The sequence below is a fragment of the Kitasatospora viridis genome (assembly GCF_007829815.1).
Lineage (GTDB): Bacteria > Actinomycetota > Actinomycetes > Streptomycetales > Streptomycetaceae > Kitasatospora > Kitasatospora viridis.
This window is the reverse complement of sequence record NZ_VIWT01000001.1, coordinates 5,436,191-5,451,818: the sequence shown is the minus strand read 5'-3', so window position 1 is coordinate 5,451,818 and position 15,628 is coordinate 5,436,191. Positions and strand designations below refer to the sequence as shown.

Below are 15,628 nucleotides of genomic sequence, written 5' to 3'. Positions count from 1 at the left end.
CAATACCGCTGGCTCTCAATACCGCTGGACCTGGGGCGGGGCCGGGGCCGGCACCCCGGAGAGCCCGAGGGTGGCGTCGTAGGCCTTCTTCCAGTCGCCGTCGGCCTCGTGGTGCTCGATCGCGTCGTCCAGCAGGCCGCGCAGCACGGTGTCGCCCTTGGGGGTGCCGATCCCGTAGGGCTCGGTGGAGAACGGCTGCCCGACCAGCTTCAACTCGTCCGACACCTTGGCCGCGTAGCCCTGGAGGATCGCGTTGTCGGTGGTCACCGCGTCGACCTGACCGGTGATCAGGTTGTCCACGCAGGCCGAGTAGGTGTCGTAGCCGACCAGCTGGGCCTTCGGGTACTGCTGCTGGATCCGCTGGTAGGGGGTGGAGCCGGCGGCCGAGCAGACCTTCTTGCCGGCCAGGTCCTGCGGACCGTTGATCCCGGTCTCGTGCTTGCGGACCAGCAGGCCCTGCCCGGCGACGAAGTACGGGCCGGCGAAACCGACCAGCTTCTTCCGGTTGTCGTTGATGGTGTAGGTGCCGACGTAGTAGTCGACCTGCCCGTTCTGCAGCGAGGTCTCCCGGTTCGCCGAGGCGATGGTCTTGAACTGCACCTGGTCGGCCCGGAAGCCCAGGTCGGCGGCGACCATCTTGGCGATCTCGATGTCGAAGCCCGAGTAGACGCCGCTGGCCGGGTCCTTCTCGCCCAGGTAGGGCTGGTCCTCCTTGGCCCCGACCACCAGGTGGCCGCGGGCCCGGGCGGCGGCCAGGGTGGGCGAGCCGGCGGTGTCGGCGGCGGTGTTGACCTGGTAGCTGGGCAGCGAGCCGGGCTTGGGGCCCTTGGTCGGCGGGGTGCCCGGCTTGCCGCAGGCGGCCAGCAGCACGGCCGGCAGCGCGAGGAGCAGCAGGAGGCGACGCATCCCGGCCCCTCAGTGCTTGAGGATCTTGGAGAGGAAGTCCCTGGCCCGCTCGCTGTTCGGCCGGGCGAAGAACTCCTCCGGCGCCCGGTCCTCCAGGATCCGGCCGTCGGCCATGAAGACCACCCGGTTCGCGGAGGCCCGGGCGAAGCCCATCTCGTGGGTGACCACCACCATCGTCATGCCCTCCGCGGCCAGCGCCCGCATCACGTCCAGCACCTCGTTGATCATCTCCGGGTCGAGCGCGGAGGTCGGCTCGTCGAAGAGCAGGGCCTTGGGGTCCATGGCGAGCGCGCGGGCGATCGCCACCCGCTGCTGCTGGCCGCCGGAGAGCTGGGCCGGGTACTTGTCGGCGTGCGCCAGCAGCCCCACCCGCTCCAGCAGCGCCCGGCCCTTGGCCTCGGCCTCCTCCTTGCCGCGCCGACGGACCCTCAGCTGGGCCAGCGTCACGTTCTGCAGCACGGTCTTGTGCGCGAACAGGTTGAACGACTGGAAGACCATGCCGACCTCGGCCCGCAGCTGCGCCAGGCCCTTGCCCTCGGCCGGCAGCGGCCGGCCGTCGATGGTGATGGTGCCGCTCTCGATCGACTCCAGCCGGTTGATCGCCCGGCACAGGGTGGACTTGCCGGAGCCGGACGGGCCGATCACCACCACGACCTCGCCCCGACCGACCGTCAGGTCGATGTCCTGGAGCACGTGCAGTTCACCGAAGTGCTTGTTGACCCCGCTGAGCTCGATCAGCGGGGTGCCCGACGCGTAGCCGGTCACCGGCCCTCCCCTCCCCTGTCCCACCCGACCCTGTTCCAGCCGGTCCTGTCCCACCCGATGGTCCGTCATCCGCCGGCCCGGCCGGCCCGCCGGCTACCGGTTCTCCCGGCGACCCTTCAGGACCCAGCCGAGCACCATGCCGATCAGCAGGGTCGCGGCCAGCGCGATCCACAGCGGGGCGGTCACGGTGAACACCCAGAACTGGATCTTCACCTTGCCGAGGTTGGCGAGCAGGAACCAGAGCGCCAACAGCGCCGCCACCACCCCGACCACGATGCTGGTCGGGATCCCGGCGATCTCGCTCTTCTTCTGGCCGCCGAACTGCTTGCCCGGGTTGTTCGTCACACCGGCAGTCTGCTGGCCGGGTGACCCCGATCGCGGCGAATCGGCGCCGACCTCCCTCGATCGGAGGACGCGCGGTCCCTCCAACGGGTGGTCAGCTCGGGTCGGACCAGGCAATTCCCCCCATTCGGGAACACCGCGGGCCACCGCGCGGTTCACCCCCCGGAAGCACTGGACGAAGACGAAGGGCACCAGCTTCTCGTGAGCAGCATCCCCGGCATCACCCTGAACAACGGCTCGGTCATCCCCCAGCTCGGCTTCGGCGTCTGGCAGGTCCCGGACGAGGGCGCGGCGGCCGCCGTCCGCACCGCGATCGAGACCGGCTACCGGAGCATCGACACCGCCGCGATCTACGACAACGAGCGCGGCACCGGTCTGGGCATCCAGCAGGCGGGCGTCCCGCGCGAGGAGCTCTTCCTCACCACCAAGCTGTGGAACAGCGGCACCCGCGACTGGTCCGGCCAGGCCGGCCGGGACGCGGTGCTGCGCGAGTTCGACGCCTCGCTGGAGAAGCTCGGCACCGACTACGTCGACCTCTACCTGATCCACTGGCCGCGCCCGATGCACGGCAGCTTCGGCAACATCTGGGCGGCCTTCGAGGAGTTGGCGGCCAGCGGGCGGGCGAAGGCGGTCGGCGTCTCCAACTTCGGCCCGGCGGAGCTGACCCGGCTGCTGGAGAACACCTCGCTGGTGCCGGCGCTGAACCAGGTCGAGCTGCACCCGTACTTCCCGCAGACCGAACTGCGCGCCTTCCACGCCGAGCACGGCATCGCCACCGAGGCCTGGAGCCCGCTGGGTCAGGGCGGCGCGCTGCTGGCCGAGTCGGCGCTGGTGAAGGTCGCGGAGAAGCACGACCGCTCGGTCGCCCAGGTGGTGCTCCGCTGGCACCTGCAGAGCGGCATCATCGCGATCCCGAAGTCGGTGACCCCGGCCCGGATCCAGCAGAACTTCGACGTCCTGGGCTTCGAGCTGGACGCCGAGGACCTGGCCGCGCTGGACTCGGTCGCCACCGGCGAGCGGATCGGCCCGGACCCGACCGGCTTCGACTGGAACTGATCACTGCTGATCCGGGAAGACTGTTCCCGGTCCAGTGAAAAATCGTATGGGCGCCCCTGGGAAGGAGCGCCCATACGTGTGCCTGGCCTGTGTTGAGTTGACGAATCGTTACGCCACAGGCGTCAGTCGCGCGGCCTTGCCCAGCAGCACCAGCACCTGCTGACGTTCGGTCGCGTCCAGCGGTTCGAGCAGTTGCTGCTCCACCCGGGCCACCCCGGCGGCGGCGCTGTGCAACAGCTCCTGACCGGTGGGCGAGAGCGAGAGCAGGTTGCGCCGTCCGTCCGAAGGGTCGCGCCGGCGCAGCACCAGGCCGCGGCGGACCAGGCGGGAGACCATCTCGGCCATCGTCGCCTTGTCCAGCGAGGCCAGCTCGCCGACCGTGCGCTGGTCGGCGCCCGGCTCGGTCTCCAGGGCGTCCAGCACCGCGAACTGAGGTGCCGTCAACTCCGAACCGACGCACTCCGACCAGAGCTTGGTATGGACCTGCTGGCCCACCCTGATCAGGTAGCCGACCGCCCGCTGCGCGTCCAGCAGCGGCCGGGTGTCGGTCACCGAGGCGACCGCGGCCGGTTCCAACCGGGCTATCTTGGCCAGCACCCTGACCAGTTCGAGCTGCTCGTCCGTGCTGAGCGGCTCGAACAGGGTGCGTTGCACCCGCACCACGCCGCCGGTGGCCTCACGGACCGCCTGTGCGCCGTTCTGCGAGAGCGCGAGCAGTTTGCGCCGGCCGTCCGCCGGATCGCGACGGCGCAGCACCAGGCCACGCCGAACCAGCCGAGCGACCATCTCGGCCATCGTCGCCTTGTCCAGCGAGGCCCGCTCCCCCACCGTGCGCTGATCGGCGCCAGGTTCGAGAGCGAGGGCAAGCAGGACTGCGAACTGAGGAGCCGTCAGTTCGGCTCCCACGTGTTCGGACCACAGCCGGGTGTGAACCTGCTGGGCCACGCGGATGAGGTGACCGGGTGACTGCTGCAGTCGTCCGGGCACGCGGGTCGTCGGGATCTCCCCCAGCACCATGAATCCGTCCTGATGTCACACCCGGTGTGCTGTGGGACACCCGGGCGGGGCAGTAGCGGCGCGCTGGCCTCCCCCAACCGAATCGGCACCAACCGCAGTGATGCGACCCGGATCGAGGGGAGCTCCGCCGTGCAGCCGACGGCTGCTGGCGCACACTATACAAACGGAGCCCGCAATGCGGCAGGCAGGGGCAGATAGTAGACGGATGTTCAACCCAGTTGTGGTATTTCGTCCCGCGCCACGGAGTTGACCACCCGGCCGAGTGGCACTCTTCTCCGGTTCACTACTCGCGGGTAGGGTAACTCCACCCCGAATCGAGTAGAGACGAGTACTCCATATGACCGAGCAGACCAGTTCCCAGCGGGTCGCCGTCGTCACCGGTGCGGCGCGCGGAATCGGCGCCGCCACCGCACTGCGCCTGGCCGCCGACGGATACGCCGTCGCGGTGGTCGATCTGACGGAGGAGAACGGCAAGGAGACGGTCGAGAAGATCGTCGCCGCCGGCGGCCGGGCCCTCGCCGTGGGCGCCGACGTCTCCGACGAAGCGCAGGTCGAAGCGGCCGTGGCGCGGATCGCGGACGAGCTGGGCGCCCCCGTGGTGCTGGTCAACAACGCCGGTGTGCTGCGCGACAACCTGCTGTTCAAGATGTCCGTGGCGGACTGGGACACCGTCATGAACGTGCACCTGCGCGGCGCCTTCCTGATGACCCGTGCGGTCCAGAAGCACATGGTCGCCGCCGGGTTCGGGCGGGTCGTCAACCTCTCCTCCTCGTCCGCCCAGGGCAACCGCGGCCAGGCCAACTACTCCTCCGCCAAGGCCGGCCTGCAGGGCTTCACCAAGACCCTGGCGATCGAGCTGGGCAAGTTCGGCGTCACCGCCAACGCGGTGGCCCCGGGCTTCATCGCCACCGACATGACGGCCGCCACCGCGCAGCGCGTGGGCATGGAGTTCGAGGCCTTCAAGCAGGCCGCGGCCAGCCAGATCCCGGTCCAGCGGGTCGGCCTCCCGGAGGACATCGCGCACACCGTCTCGTTCCTCGCCAGCGAGGGCGCGGGATTTGTCAGCGGCCAGGTGATTTACGTCGCGGGCGGACCGCTCGACTAGTCATTCGGACGTAGTTTCCCTGGTCACCGCGCCCAGGCAGTGGCCAGGGAGGTGTCAGTCACCGGCATTTCAGAGGCTTCTCCCAGCAACTTCCGAAAACTGCGGGACAATTCCCAGCAAGGATTCCGCCCGACGGATCTGACGAACCCTCGTACAGCTGATCGTCTGCTGTCTATGCTGCTGACACAGCGTCGAACCGAGGGCGGGATCCGGACATGGCCGAAACCACTGGTTGGATGGCGCAGGACTGGCCGGACGAGCCGCCGGCCGCGAGCGATCTGCGCCCCGAAGTGCCGCATCCGGCCCGGATCTACAACTACCTGTTGGGCGGGAAGGACAACTTCCCCGCCGACCGGGCCGCCGCCGAGCAGCTGATCTCGCTCTCCCCGGGGATCGGGGCCGCGGCCCGGAGCAACCGGACCTTCCTGCGGCGCGCGGTGCGGCTGGCCGCCGAGCAGGGCATCGGCCAGTTCCTGGACATCGGCACCGGGATTCCCAGCGAGGGCAACACCCACCAGGTGGCCCAACTCGTCGATCCGGCCGCCCGGGTGGTCTACGTGGACAACGACCCGATCGTGCTGGCGCACGCCCGGGCGCTGATGGCCGGCCCCGGGCACGGCGCCACCACGGTGCTCCAGGCCGACCTGCGCGAGCCGGAGGCGATCCTGGCCGACCCCCGGGTGCGCGCGGCGCTCGACTTCGACCGGCCGGTGGCGCTGCTGCTGGTCGCGGTGCTGCACTTCATCGACGAGGAGCAGGACCCGTACCGGCTGGTCGCCACGCTGCTGGCGGCGCTGGCCCCGGGCAGTCTGCTGATCCTGTCGCACGGCACCGGCGACTTCGACCCGCCGGCCCGGGTCGCGGCCGGCACCCAGGTCTACTGCGCCGCCACCGCCCAGGTGACCCCGCGCTCCCGGGCGCAGATCGAGCGCTTCCTCACCGGCCTCGAACTGGTCGAGCCAGGCCTGGTGCCGGCGCCGGCCTGGCGGGCCGAGTCCGCCGAGGAGGCCGCGATCTGGGCGCCCGGCTACGCGGTGGTGGCCCGCAAGCCGTAGCCCCTCGGGCCGGGGCGGGCCGTCAGCTCAGTAGCGTTGCAGCTGCCGCAGCCGGGCCGCCTCGGCGACCATGGTGGCCCGCTCGATCCGCCGGCGCTTGCGAGCCTCGTCCGCGCCACGCGGCTCCACCACGTGGAAACAGGCCCCGCACACGTAGCCGCCCTCCGGTCCTTCGGTGACCGGGGTACCGCAGGACTCGCAGTACCGGGTGTACGTGTCGACAGCGACCATGGACCGACCTCGCATCGGATACGAAGAGTGAGTCCACGGTAGCGGTTTGACGGTACATCAGAAAGTGCGACCTGAGGGACGGTCAGGCGTCCACCGGGTGACCCGCGGTGATCGTCCCGGTGCCGTCGCAGGTCCGGCACGGCTCCTCGCGGTACGCCTGCTTGCTGCCGTCGGCGGAGACCCGGTAGCGGGTGTAGATGCCGCTCCCCGTGCACAGGAAGCAGTTGCCGCCACCGTCGCGCTCGGTGGTGCCGGTGCCCTTGCAGGTCCGGCACTGCAAACCGGCCAGCCGCCCGGTGCCGGTGCAGATGGTGCACACCGCGATGCTCACGCCGCTCCTCCGCTCTTCGTGCCTCGGCTCACGAGGGTACCGCCGGATTAGCCTGGAGCTGTCCGGGTACTCGCCACGACTACGGACGAAAGGTGCAGCGCCATGCGCTACGCGACCACACCCCGCCGCTGGCGCAGCGGTACCGAGCCCCGGTTCGCGCGCAGCGACCTCAAGCTCCGGTTCCTGCTCTCAGTGGTCTTCACGCCGCTCTTCGCGCTGGCCACCGCCGCCTTCGCGGTCTTCGCCGCGCTGGCCGGGCCGACCAGCGCGCCCTCCCGGAGCACCCTGATCGGCTTCGCCGTCGTCTGCTTCGCCCTGACCCTGTTCGCCGTCGTGGACCTCTACGTGGTGATCCGCCGCCGCCGGGTCGAGCTCTGAGCTAGCGGTTGCTGACGGCCTGCTTCACCAGCGTCCGGCCGAAGTCCCACATCAGGCCGCTGCCCCGGTGCGCGTCGTCCATCACCTCGCTGAACGCGTCGACGAAGCGGTCCACCTCGCGCTCGGTGATGATCAGCGGCGGGATCAGCTTGATCACCTCCAGGTGGTCCCCGGAGACCTGGGTGAGGATCCGGTGCTTCTGCAGCAGCGGGACCACCACCATCTGGGCGAACAGGCCCTTGCGGGCGGCCTGCAGCGCGGTCCACCCGGTGCGCAGCTTGAGCGACTTCGGCCGGCCGAACTCGATGCCGATCATCAGCCCGCGGCCGCGCACGTCGGCCAGCAGCTCGTACTTCTCGGTGAGCGCGGCCAGCCGGGAGCGGAACAGGTCGCCCACCACCCGGGCGTTCTCCACCACCTTCTCGTCCCGCATCACCTGCAGGGTGGCCAGACCGGCCGCCATCGCCTGGGCGTTGGAGCCGAAGCTGGCCGAGTGCACCAGCACCCGGTCCATCGAGGAGTAGACCTTCTCGAAGATCCAGTTCTTGCCGAGGGTGGCGCCGATCGGCACGTAGCCGCCGGACAGGGCCTTGGCCGCGCAGACCAGGTCCGGCTGCACGCCCTCCTCGTCCTGGTAGGCGAAGAACGCGCCGGTGCGGCCGACCCCGGTCTGCACCTCGTCGCAGATCAGCAGCGCCTTGTTCTCGTGCAGCAGCTCCTGGGCGGCGCGCAGCCAGCCGGGCGGCGCCTGGTGCACGCCCTTGCCCTGGATCGGCTCGACGATCAGCGCCGCGACGTCACCCTTGCGCAGCTCCCGCTGGAGCGCGCCGAGGTCGCCCAGCGGGATCGCGGTGTCCGGCAGCAGCGGGCCGAAGCCCTTGCGGAACCCTCCCTCGCCGTTGATCGAGAGCGAGCCGGTGGTCAGGCCGTGGAAGGCGTGGTCGCAGTAGAGGATCCGGCCCCGACCGGTGGCGTAGCGGGCGAACTTGATCGCCGTCTCCACCGCCTCGGTGCCGCTGTTGCCGAAGAACACCCGGTCCAGCCCGGGCGCCAGCGCGAGCAGCCGCTCGGCCAGCAGCCCCGGCAGCGGCGGGCAGTCGAACCGGGTCAGGTCCGGCAGGTCCAGCTCCATCACCTGCCGGATCGCGTCCCGCACCACCGGGTGGTGCCGGCCCAGCGCGAAGATCCCGAACCCGGCCAGCATGTCCAGGTACTCGTTGCCCTCGGCGTCGTAGAAGTACGGACCGGCCGCGCGGTCGTAGGTCTTGTCGAAGCCGATGGTGTGCAGCATCCGGGGCAGCTGCGGGTTGAGGTAGCGGGCGTGCAGCTCGTACCGCTCGCCGCCGCGCTCGGCGAGCAGGGCGGCGAGGTCCAGTGCGTTGTTCGGGCGGTCAGCTGGCACGGGGTTCGTTCACTCCTCGTTCGGGCAGCAGGTGCTTGGCGTAGGCGGCGGCCTGGGCGGCGATACCGGTCCCGGTCAGCCCGGCCTCCTCCATGATTTCGCCCCGGCCCGCGTGCTCCAGGAACTCCTGGCGCAGACCGAGGTCGCGCAGCGGGGTGTCCACCTCGGCGTCCCGCAGCGCCTGGGCGATCGCCGCCCCGACGCCGCCGGCGCGCCCGTTGTCCTCCACGGTGACCACCAGGGTGTGCTCGGCCGCGAGCTTGGCCAGCGCGGGGTCCACCGGCTTGACCCAGCGCGGGTCCACCACGGTGGTGGCGAAGCCGTCGGCGGTGAGCAGGGCGGCGGCGTCCAGGCAGGCGCCGGCCATCGCGCCGACCGAGACCAGCAGGATCTGCTGCCCGCTGCGGTCCGCCACCTGGGTGCGCTGCAGCACGTCCACCCCGCCCAGGTGCTCGATCGCCGGGAAGACCCGGCCGACCTCGCCCTTGGGGAAGCGGACCACGGTCGGCGCGTCCGCCACCTCCAGCGCCTCGTGCAGCTGGGCCTTGAGCTGCTCGGCGTCGCGCGGCGCGGCCAGCCGCAGGCCGGGCACCACCTGGAGCACCGACAGGTCCCACATGCCGTTGTGCGAGGCTCCGTCGTTGCCGGTCACCCCGGCCCGGTCCAGCACGAAGGTGACGCCGAGCCGGTGCAGCGCCACGTCCATCAGCACCTGGTCGAAGGCCCGGTTGAGGAAGGTCGCGTAGACCGCCACCACCGGGTGCAGTCCCGCGGTGGCCAGCCCGGCGGCGCTGGTCACGGCGTGCTGCTCGGCGATGCCCACGTCGAAGGTGCGCTGCGGGTAGGCCTTGGCGAAGGCGGCCAGGCCGACCGGCTGGAGCATCGCGGCGGTGATCGCCACCACGTCCGGCCGCTGGGCCCCGACCGCGAGCATCTCGTCGCCGAAGACGGAGGTCCAGGAGGTGCCGCCGGCCGGCGAGATCGGCAGGCAGGTGTAGGGGTCCATCGCGCCGACCGCGTGGAAGCGGTCCGCCTCGTCCAGCTCGGCGGGGCGGTAGCCGCGGCCCTTGACGGTCAGGCAGTGCACGATCACCGGCCCGCCGAAGCCGCGGGCCCGGCGCAGCGCGGACTCCACGGCGCCGATGTCGTGCCCGTCGATCGGGCCGACGTACTTCAGGCCCAGGTCCTCGAACATGCCCTGCGGCGCGAAGGAGTCCTTGAACCCCTTCTTGGCGCCGTGCAGCGCCTCGAAGATCGGCTGGCCGACCACCGGGGTGCGCTGCAGCGCCTCCTTGCCCCAGGCCAGGAAGCGCTCGTAGCCCTGGGTGGTGCGCAGCGTGGCCAGGTGGTTGGCCAGACCGCCGATGGTCTTGGCGTAGGACCGCTCGTTGTCGTTGACCACGATCACCAGCGGGCGGTCCTGCGCCTCGGCGATGTTGTTCAGCGCCTCCCAGGCCAGGCCGCCGGTGAGCGCGCCGTCGCCGATCACGGCGACGGTCTGCCGGTCCCGGCGGCCCTGGATCTGGTGCGCCTTGGCGATCCCGTCGGCGTAGCTGAGCACGGTGGAGGCGTGCGAGTTCTCGATCACGTCGTGCTCGGACTCGGCCCGGGACGGGTAGCCGGACAGGCCGCCCTTGGCCCGCAGCCGGCTGAAGTCCTGACGGCCGGTCAGCAGCTTGTGCACGTAGGACTGGTGCCCGGTGTCGAAGAGGATCCGGTCGTGCGGTGAGTCGAAGACCCGGTGCAGGGCGATGGTCAGCTCGACCACGCCGAGGTTGGGGCCCAGGTGGCCGCCGGTGCGGGAGACCGCCTCGATCAGGAAGTCGCGGATCTCCTGGGCCAGCTCGGGCAGCCGGCTGGCCGGCAGCTCCTTCAGGTCGGCCGGCCCGTGGACGGAGGACAGCAGTGACATGACTCCACCTCTCGGCTTCATTGCGCTCGGGTGAGGGAACGGCCCGCGTGGGCCTGGTGAGCTGGTATCAGCCTGCGGCGATCACCGCGGGCACGCCTGCCGGCCCGCCGTCCGCCCGCATCTCCTCGGCCAGCAGCAGGGCCTCCTCGATCAGGGTCTCGACGATCTTCGACTCCGGCACGGTCTTGATCACCTCGCCCTTGACGAAGATCTGCCCCTTCCCGTTGCCCGAGGCCACACCCAGATCGGCCTCCCGCGCCTCACCCGGGCCGTTCACCACACACCCCATCACCGCGACCCGCAGCGGCACGTCCATGCCCTCCAGGCCCGCGGTGACCTCCTCCGCCAGCTTGTACACGTCGACCTGGGCGCGGCCGCAGGACGGGCAGGAGACGATCTCCAGGCCGCGCTGACGCAGGTTCAGCGACTCCAGGATCTGGATGCCGACCTTGACCTCCTCCACCGGCGGAGCCGACAGCGAGACCCGGATGGTGTCGCCGATCCCCTCCGCCAGCAGCGCGCCGAACGCCACCGCCGACTTGATCGTGCCCTGGAACGCCGGACCGGCCTCGGTCACGCCCAGGTGCAGCGGGTAGTCGCACGCCGCCGCCAGCTGCCGGTAGGCGTTGATCATCACGACCGGGTCGTTGTGCTTCACCGAGATCTTGATGTCCCGGAACCCGTGCTCCTCGAACAGCGAGCACTCCCAGAGCGCCGACTCGACCAGCGCCTCCGGAGTCGCCTTGCCGTACTTCTCCAGCAGCCGCTTGTCCAGCGAGCCGGCGTTGACGCCGATCCGGATCGGCACGCCCGCCTGCGAGGCCGCCTTGGCGATCTCGCCGACCTTGTCGTCGAAGGCCTTGATGTTGCCCGGGTTCACCCGGACCGCGGCACAGCCGGCGTCGATCGCGGCGAACACGTACTTCGGCTGGAAGTGGATGTCCGCGATCACCGGGATCTGCGACTTCTTCGCGATGATCGGCAGCGCGTCCGCGTCGTCCTGCGAGGGCACCGCCACCCGCACGATCTGACACCCCGACGCCGTCAGCTGCGCGATCTGCTGCAGCGTGGCGTTGACGTCCGAGGTCAGCGTGGTGGTCATCGACTGCACCGACACCGGCGCATCGCCGCCGACCGGCACGCTGCCCACCATGATCTGCCGGGAGACCCGGCGAGTGGCGAGCGGCAGATGCGGCAGCGACGGAATGCCGAGCGAGATCGCGGTCATGGGTTGGCTCATCCTTGCTGTGCGGTAGTCGTCCTGATGCCATGGTCGAGCCCGGCGCGCGCTCCTGCACGCGCGCCGGGCCGCCGACTCAGCTGGAGCTGACCACCGTTTCGCGGGCGGCTCGGAGCGACTCCTTGAGCGAACCCATGGTGGCCAGCACCGCGGTCGGCTCGTACCCGCAGTGCGCCATGCAGTTCTCGCAGCGCGGGTCCTTGCCCCGTCCGTACTTGGACCAGTCGGTCTTCTCGATCAGCTCCCGGTAGGTGGGGACGTAGCCGTCGCTCATCAGGTAGCAGGGGCGCTGCCAACCGAAGAGCGAGTAGTTCGGGATCCCCCAGGCGGTGCACTCGAAGTCCACCTTGCCTTCGAGGAAGTCGAGGAAGAGCGGACTGTGGTTGAGCCGCCAGCGGCTCCGATTGCCACCCGCGAAGGTCTTGCGGAACAGCTCGCGGGTCTGCTCGACACCGAGGAAGTGCTCCTGGTCGGGAGCCTTCTCGTACGCGTAGGCCGGAGAGATCATCATCTCGTCGACCTTCAGATCATCGTTGAGGAAGTCCAGCACGTCGATGATCGTCTGCGGGGTGTCGGTGTTGAAGAAGGTGCTGTTGGTGGTCACCCGGAAGCCGCGGCGCTTGGCCTCCTTGATGGCGGCCACCGCCTCGTCGAAGGTCCCCTCCTTGGCCACCGACTCATCGTGCCGCTCGCGCAGGCCGTCGATGTGCACGGTGAAGGTGAAGTACGGCGAAGGAGTGAACTTGTCCAACTTCTTGCGCAGCAGGAGCGCGTTCGTGCAAAGGAAGACGTACTTCCGCCGGGCCACCAGCTGACGGACGATCTCGTCGATCTGCGGGTGCATCAGCGGCTCGCCACCCGCGATGGAGACCATCGGCGCGCCCGACTCCAGCACCGCGCCGACCGCCTGGGCGACCGGCATCCGCTGCTTCAGCACGCCGGCCGGGTGCTGGATCTTGCCGCAGCCCTCGCAGGCCAGGTTGCAGGCGAAGAGCGGTTCCAGCTCGACGATCAGGGGGAACTTCTCGCGCCGCTTGATGAGCTTCTGCTGCATGAGGTAGGTGCCGACTCGTAGGGTCTGGCGCAGCGGCATGGCCATGACTAGCTCACTTCCTGAGAGAACTTCGGCAGGGAAGGGGAGTTCGGAACGGGGTCGGACGGGGCGGCGAGGACGGCGCGGTGCCAGTCGGCCAGGGCGGGCACGAGGGCCCGCAGGGCGCGGAAGGCGCGCAGCCCCCCGGGCAGCGTCCCGGGTCTGAGGAGTTCGTGCTCGGGCGTGTCCACCACCACCCGGACCGCGGCCACCGGCAGGCCCGCGGGCAGCCGCTCCAGCACGGCGGCGGACTCCATGTCCACCGCCGTCACGCCGGCCCGGTGCAGCACCCGGCGCTCGGGCCCGCGCACCACGTGGTCCGCGGAGTGCAGCGCGCCGATCCGCACGTCCAGCCCCAGACCCCGCAGCGACCGGGCCAGCGGCTCGGCCTGCTGGGTCGTCGTGGAACGTCCCGACGCGGAGTGCACCCTGTCGGCAACAACCACCTGGCCGGGTGTTGTTCCCGGGGCCGCGGCCGCGCAGAACCCGGTGAGCACCACCGCCCCGTAGGCGGGGGTGCCGCGCGCCAGCAGCGCGCTGACGGTCCGTCCGGCCTTCTGCGGCCCCATCCCGGTGCGCACCAGCACCGGCGGTCCGCCGGGCGCGCCGGACCAGTCCCCGCCGCGCAGCGCCCAGGCCTCGGGCGCCAGCGCGCAGAGCACCAGCAGCGGAGCCGTCGTCACCCGGTCCTCCCCGCGCGCCCCAGCACCGGGTTGCCGTTCAGGTAGCGGCCGAGCGCGGTGACCGGGAAGACCAGCCGGTAGAGGTGGTAGTTGATGGAGAAGTCCCACGGGAAGCCGGTGCCGGTGAACTGCGGCTCGTCCCAGCTGCCTTCGGCCAACTGGGTGGCGGCGAGCCAGCGCACCCCGCGCTCCACCGCGGCGCTGCCCCGCCCGTCACCCGGGGCGTACCGACCCCCTGGACCCTCGCCGGCCGCCAGCAGCGCCATCAGCGCCCAGGCGGTCTGCGAGGCGGTGGAGTCGCCGCGCCCGGACCACTTCGCCGGGTCCTCGTAGGAGCGCATGTCCTCGCCCCAGCCGCCGTCCTGGTTCTGCCGCTCCTCCAGCCAGCTGACGGCCCGGCGGATCGCCGGGTCGGACTCCGGCACCCCGGCCGCGGTCAGCGCCGGCACCACCGAGCCGGTGCCGTAGATGTAGTTGGTGCCCCAGCGGCCGAACCAGGAGCCGTCGCTCTCCTGGTTCGCCAGCAGCCAGTCGATCCCGCGCCGGGTGCGCGGGTCGTCGGCCTGCCCGACCTCGGCCAGCATCTCCACCACGTGGGCGGTGACGTCGGCGGACGGCGGGTCCACCACCTCGCCGAAGTCGCAGAACGGCAGCTTGTTCGGCAGCGTGCTGGTGTTGTCCACGTCGAAGGCGCCCCAGGCGCCGTTCTTGGACTGCATCCCGAGGTTCCACTCCACCCCGCGGCGCACCGAGGCCTCGACCCGCGCCGGGTCCGGGTGGTCGACCCGGCGCAGCGCCAGCACCACCTCGGCGGTGTCGTCGATGTCCGGGTAGGTGTCGTTGTGGAACTCGAAGGCCCAGCCGCCGGGCGCCAGCGCGGGCCGCTGCACCGACCAGTCGCCCTTCTTGGTGATCTCCTCGCCGACCATCCAGTCGGTGGCCTTCACCAGCGCCGGGTGGTCGGCCGGCAGCCCGGCGTCGACCAGCGCGATGGTGGCCAGGCAGGTGTCCCAGACCGGGGACTGACAGGCCTCCATCCAGCGGCCGCCGCCCTCGGTGTGCACGGTGAAGCGGTCGAAGGCGTCCAGGCCGCGGCGCATCACCGGGTGCTCCAGCTCGTAGCCGAGCAGGTGCAGGGCGATCAGCGAGTAGACGGCGGGCGGCTGGATCCCGCCCCAGCAGCCGTCCGCCTCCTGGCGCTCGACGATCCACCGGCCGGCCTGGTTGAGCGCCAGTCTGCGCAGCGGCCGCACCGCGCGCTTGTGGTAGGCGTGCAGCACCAGGTCGAGCCGCTCGAAGAAGCCGTCCCAACTGGTCGGCGGGGCCAGCGGGCGCAGCGGGAAGGGGTTGTCCGGGTCGGTGTGCAACTCGGTCAGGTCGAACGGGGCCGGGCGCACCGGGCGGAAGGCGGAGACCACGGTCAGCGGCACGATGGTCTGCCGGGCCCAGCAGCCGAAGGCGTAGATGTTGAGCGGTGCCCACTTGGGCAGGAACATGATCTCCGGCGGCATCTCCGGCAGCCGCTCCCAGGGCCACCAGCCGAACAGGGCCAGCCAGATCCGGGTGAACACCCGGGTGGCGGCGATGCCGCCCTCGCCGCGCACGTACTCGGCCGCGGCCCGCATGTGCGGGGCGTCCGGCCGGTCACCCGCCAGGCGCAGCGCGACGTACGCCTCGACGGTGGTGGAGATCTCCGGTGGACCTCCGTGGAACGTTCCCCAGGTGCCGTCCTCGCGTTGTTGCGACCGGATCCACTCGGCGGTGGCGGCGGTCTGCTCGGCGGTCCGGATCCCGAGGAACTGACGCAGTAACAGGTCCTCGGCGTCCATCGTCACATTGGTTTCGAGGTCCCCCTTCCACCAGCCCTGCTCGTCCTGGAGCGACAACAGGTGTTCGGTGGCCCGGCGCAGGCTGTCCTCGATCGCCGCGCGGTCCAGGGGTGACGGGTCCTCACCCGGTTCGCCGGCCGGCCCCCCTGTGGCCGCCGCGTGTTGCCCGGCCGGCCCGGCCCCGGTCGGATCTCCCGGGGCCCGGCGCCGTTCGTCCACCGCGACCGGCTCGGAATCGTACTCAGGGTCGAGCCGGCCGTCCGCGGTTGCTGTCAACTTGCTG

16 protein-coding genes are annotated in these 15,628 nt (G+C 70.9%); 4 read left to right on the top strand and 12 right to left on the bottom strand.

Annotated elements, in window-relative coordinates:
• Positions 1-15 precede the first annotated feature (15 nt).
• From FHX73_RS24435 to FHX73_RS24425, 3 genes are all read right to left on the bottom strand, one after another.
• Entirely contained in the window at positions 16-906 is an 891-nt protein-coding gene (locus tag FHX73_RS24435; protein WP_145907053.1) for a glutamate ABC transporter substrate-binding protein, read from the bottom strand.
• A gap of 9 nt (positions 907-915) precedes the next feature.
• Positions 916-1,671 (bottom strand): amino acid ABC transporter ATP-binding protein, encoded by a 756-nt coding sequence (locus FHX73_RS24430; protein ID WP_425461418.1) that lies wholly within the window; start codon positions 1,669-1,671, stop codon positions 916-918.
• Positions 1,672-1,764: 93 nt separating this feature from the next.
• Positions 1,765-2,016 (bottom strand): LapA family protein, encoded by a 252-nt coding sequence (locus FHX73_RS24425; RefSeq protein WP_145907051.1) that lies wholly within the window; start codon positions 2,014-2,016, stop codon positions 1,765-1,767.
• Positions 2,017-2,214: 198 nt separating this feature from the next.
• Between FHX73_RS24425 and FHX73_RS24420 the strand changes: the two genes are divergently transcribed.
• Positions 2,215-3,069: an aldo/keto reductase gene (locus FHX73_RS24420; RefSeq protein ID WP_145907050.1), complete on the top strand. Its 855-nt coding sequence runs from the start codon at positions 2,215-2,217 to the stop codon at positions 3,067-3,069.
• A gap of 108 nt (positions 3,070-3,177) precedes the next feature.
• On the opposite strand, the gene FHX73_RS46420 is transcribed toward FHX73_RS24420, so the two are convergent.
• Complete coding sequence (locus FHX73_RS46420) at positions 3,178-4,014, bottom strand: MarR family winged helix-turn-helix transcriptional regulator (protein WP_246213692.1); 837 nt, start codon at positions 4,012-4,014, stop codon at positions 3,178-3,180.
• Positions 4,015-4,423: 409 nt separating this feature from the next.
• Here FHX73_RS46420 and fabG point away from each other — a divergent pair, with 409 nt between their 5' ends.
• Both fabG and FHX73_RS24400 read left to right on the top strand, forming a co-directional pair.
• Entirely contained in the window at positions 4,424-5,191 is a 768-nt protein-coding gene (fabG, locus tag FHX73_RS24405) for a 3-oxoacyl-ACP reductase FabG (protein ID WP_145907049.1), read from the top strand.
• A gap of 215 nt (positions 5,192-5,406) precedes the next feature.
• Positions 5,407-6,246 carry an SAM-dependent methyltransferase gene (locus tag FHX73_RS24400; RefSeq protein WP_145907048.1) on the top strand — a complete coding sequence of 280 codons (840 nt, stop codon included), beginning with the start codon at positions 5,407-5,409 and terminating at the stop codon, positions 6,244-6,246.
• 27 nt (positions 6,247-6,273) lie between these two features.
• Here FHX73_RS24400 and FHX73_RS24395 read toward each other — a convergent pair whose 3' ends face one another.
• Both FHX73_RS24395 and FHX73_RS24390 read right to left on the bottom strand, forming a co-directional pair.
• Entirely contained in the window at positions 6,274-6,477 is a 204-nt protein-coding gene (locus FHX73_RS24395; protein WP_170304790.1) for a hypothetical protein, read from the bottom strand.
• 82 nt (positions 6,478-6,559) lie between these two features.
• Positions 6,560-6,808: a hypothetical protein gene (locus FHX73_RS24390; RefSeq protein ID WP_145907046.1), complete on the bottom strand. Its 249-nt coding sequence runs from the start codon at positions 6,806-6,808 to the stop codon at positions 6,560-6,562.
• A 102-nt stretch (positions 6,809-6,910) separates the two neighbouring features.
• Here FHX73_RS24390 and FHX73_RS24385 point away from each other — a divergent pair, with 102 nt between their 5' ends.
• Entirely contained in the window at positions 6,911-7,186 is a 276-nt protein-coding gene (locus FHX73_RS24385; protein ID WP_145907045.1) for a DUF6343 family protein, read from the top strand.
• A 1-nt stretch (position 7,187) separates the two neighbouring features.
• On the opposite strand, the gene FHX73_RS24380 is transcribed toward FHX73_RS24385, so the two are convergent.
• The 6 genes from FHX73_RS24380 to shc form a co-directional block, all read right to left on the bottom strand.
• Entirely contained in the window at positions 7,188-8,588 is a 1,401-nt protein-coding gene (locus FHX73_RS24380; RefSeq protein ID WP_145907044.1) for an aspartate aminotransferase family protein, read from the bottom strand.
• Complete coding sequence (gene dxs / locus FHX73_RS24375; protein ID WP_145907043.1) at positions 8,578-10,500, bottom strand: 1-deoxy-D-xylulose-5-phosphate synthase; 1,923 nt, start codon at positions 10,498-10,500, stop codon at positions 8,578-8,580. The genes FHX73_RS24380 and dxs overlap by 11 nt, the downstream gene beginning before the upstream one ends.
• Positions 10,501-10,567: 67 nt before the next feature.
• Complete coding sequence (gene ispG / locus FHX73_RS24370) at positions 10,568-11,728, bottom strand: flavodoxin-dependent (E)-4-hydroxy-3-methylbut-2-enyl-diphosphate synthase (protein ID WP_145907042.1); 1,161 nt, start codon at positions 11,726-11,728, stop codon at positions 10,568-10,570.
• Positions 11,729-11,816: 88 nt separating this feature from the next.
• Positions 11,817-12,839, bottom strand: a complete 1,023-nt coding sequence (gene hpnH, locus FHX73_RS24365; RefSeq protein ID WP_145907041.1) for an adenosyl-hopene transferase HpnH — start codon at positions 12,837-12,839, stop codon at positions 11,817-11,819.
• Between the two features lie 2 nt (positions 12,840-12,841).
• On the bottom strand, positions 12,842-13,516 hold the full coding sequence (locus tag FHX73_RS24360) for a phosphorylase family protein (RefSeq protein WP_145907040.1): 675 nt from the start codon (positions 13,514-13,516) through the stop codon (positions 12,842-12,844).
• Positions 13,513-15,621, bottom strand: coding sequence for a squalene--hopene cyclase (gene shc, locus FHX73_RS24355; RefSeq protein ID WP_425461417.1), 2,109 nt, complete (start codon positions 15,619-15,621; stop codon positions 13,513-13,515). The genes FHX73_RS24360 and shc overlap by 4 nt, the downstream gene beginning before the upstream one ends.
• Positions 15,622-15,628 lie beyond the last annotated feature (7 nt).

Coding starts and splice junctions, on each gene's coding strand:
- fabG (WP_145907049.1), top strand. CDS start 4,424: ATGACCGAGCAGACCAGTTCCCAGCGGGTCGCCGTCGTCACCGGTGCG.
- FHX73_RS24385 (WP_145907045.1), top strand. CDS start 6,911: ATGCGCTACGCGACCACACCCCGCCGCTGGCGCAGCGGTACCGAGCCC.
- dxs (WP_145907043.1), bottom strand. CDS start 10,500: ATGTCACTGCTGTCCTCCGTCCACGGGCCGGCCGACCTGAAGGAGCTG.
- ispG (WP_145907042.1), bottom strand. CDS start 11,728: ATGACCGCGATCTCGCTCGGCATTCCGTCGCTGCCGCATCTGCCGCTC.
- hpnH (WP_145907041.1), bottom strand. CDS start 12,839: ATGGCCATGCCGCTGCGCCAGACCCTACGAGTCGGCACCTACCTCATG.
- FHX73_RS24435 (WP_145907053.1), bottom strand. CDS start 906: ATGCGTCGCCTCCTGCTGCTCCTCGCGCTGCCGGCCGTGCTGCTGGCC.
- FHX73_RS24395 (WP_170304790.1), bottom strand. CDS start 6,477: ATGGTCGCTGTCGACACGTACACCCGGTACTGCGAGTCCTGCGGTACC.
- FHX73_RS24400 (WP_145907048.1), top strand. CDS start 5,407: ATGGCCGAAACCACTGGTTGGATGGCGCAGGACTGGCCGGACGAGCCG.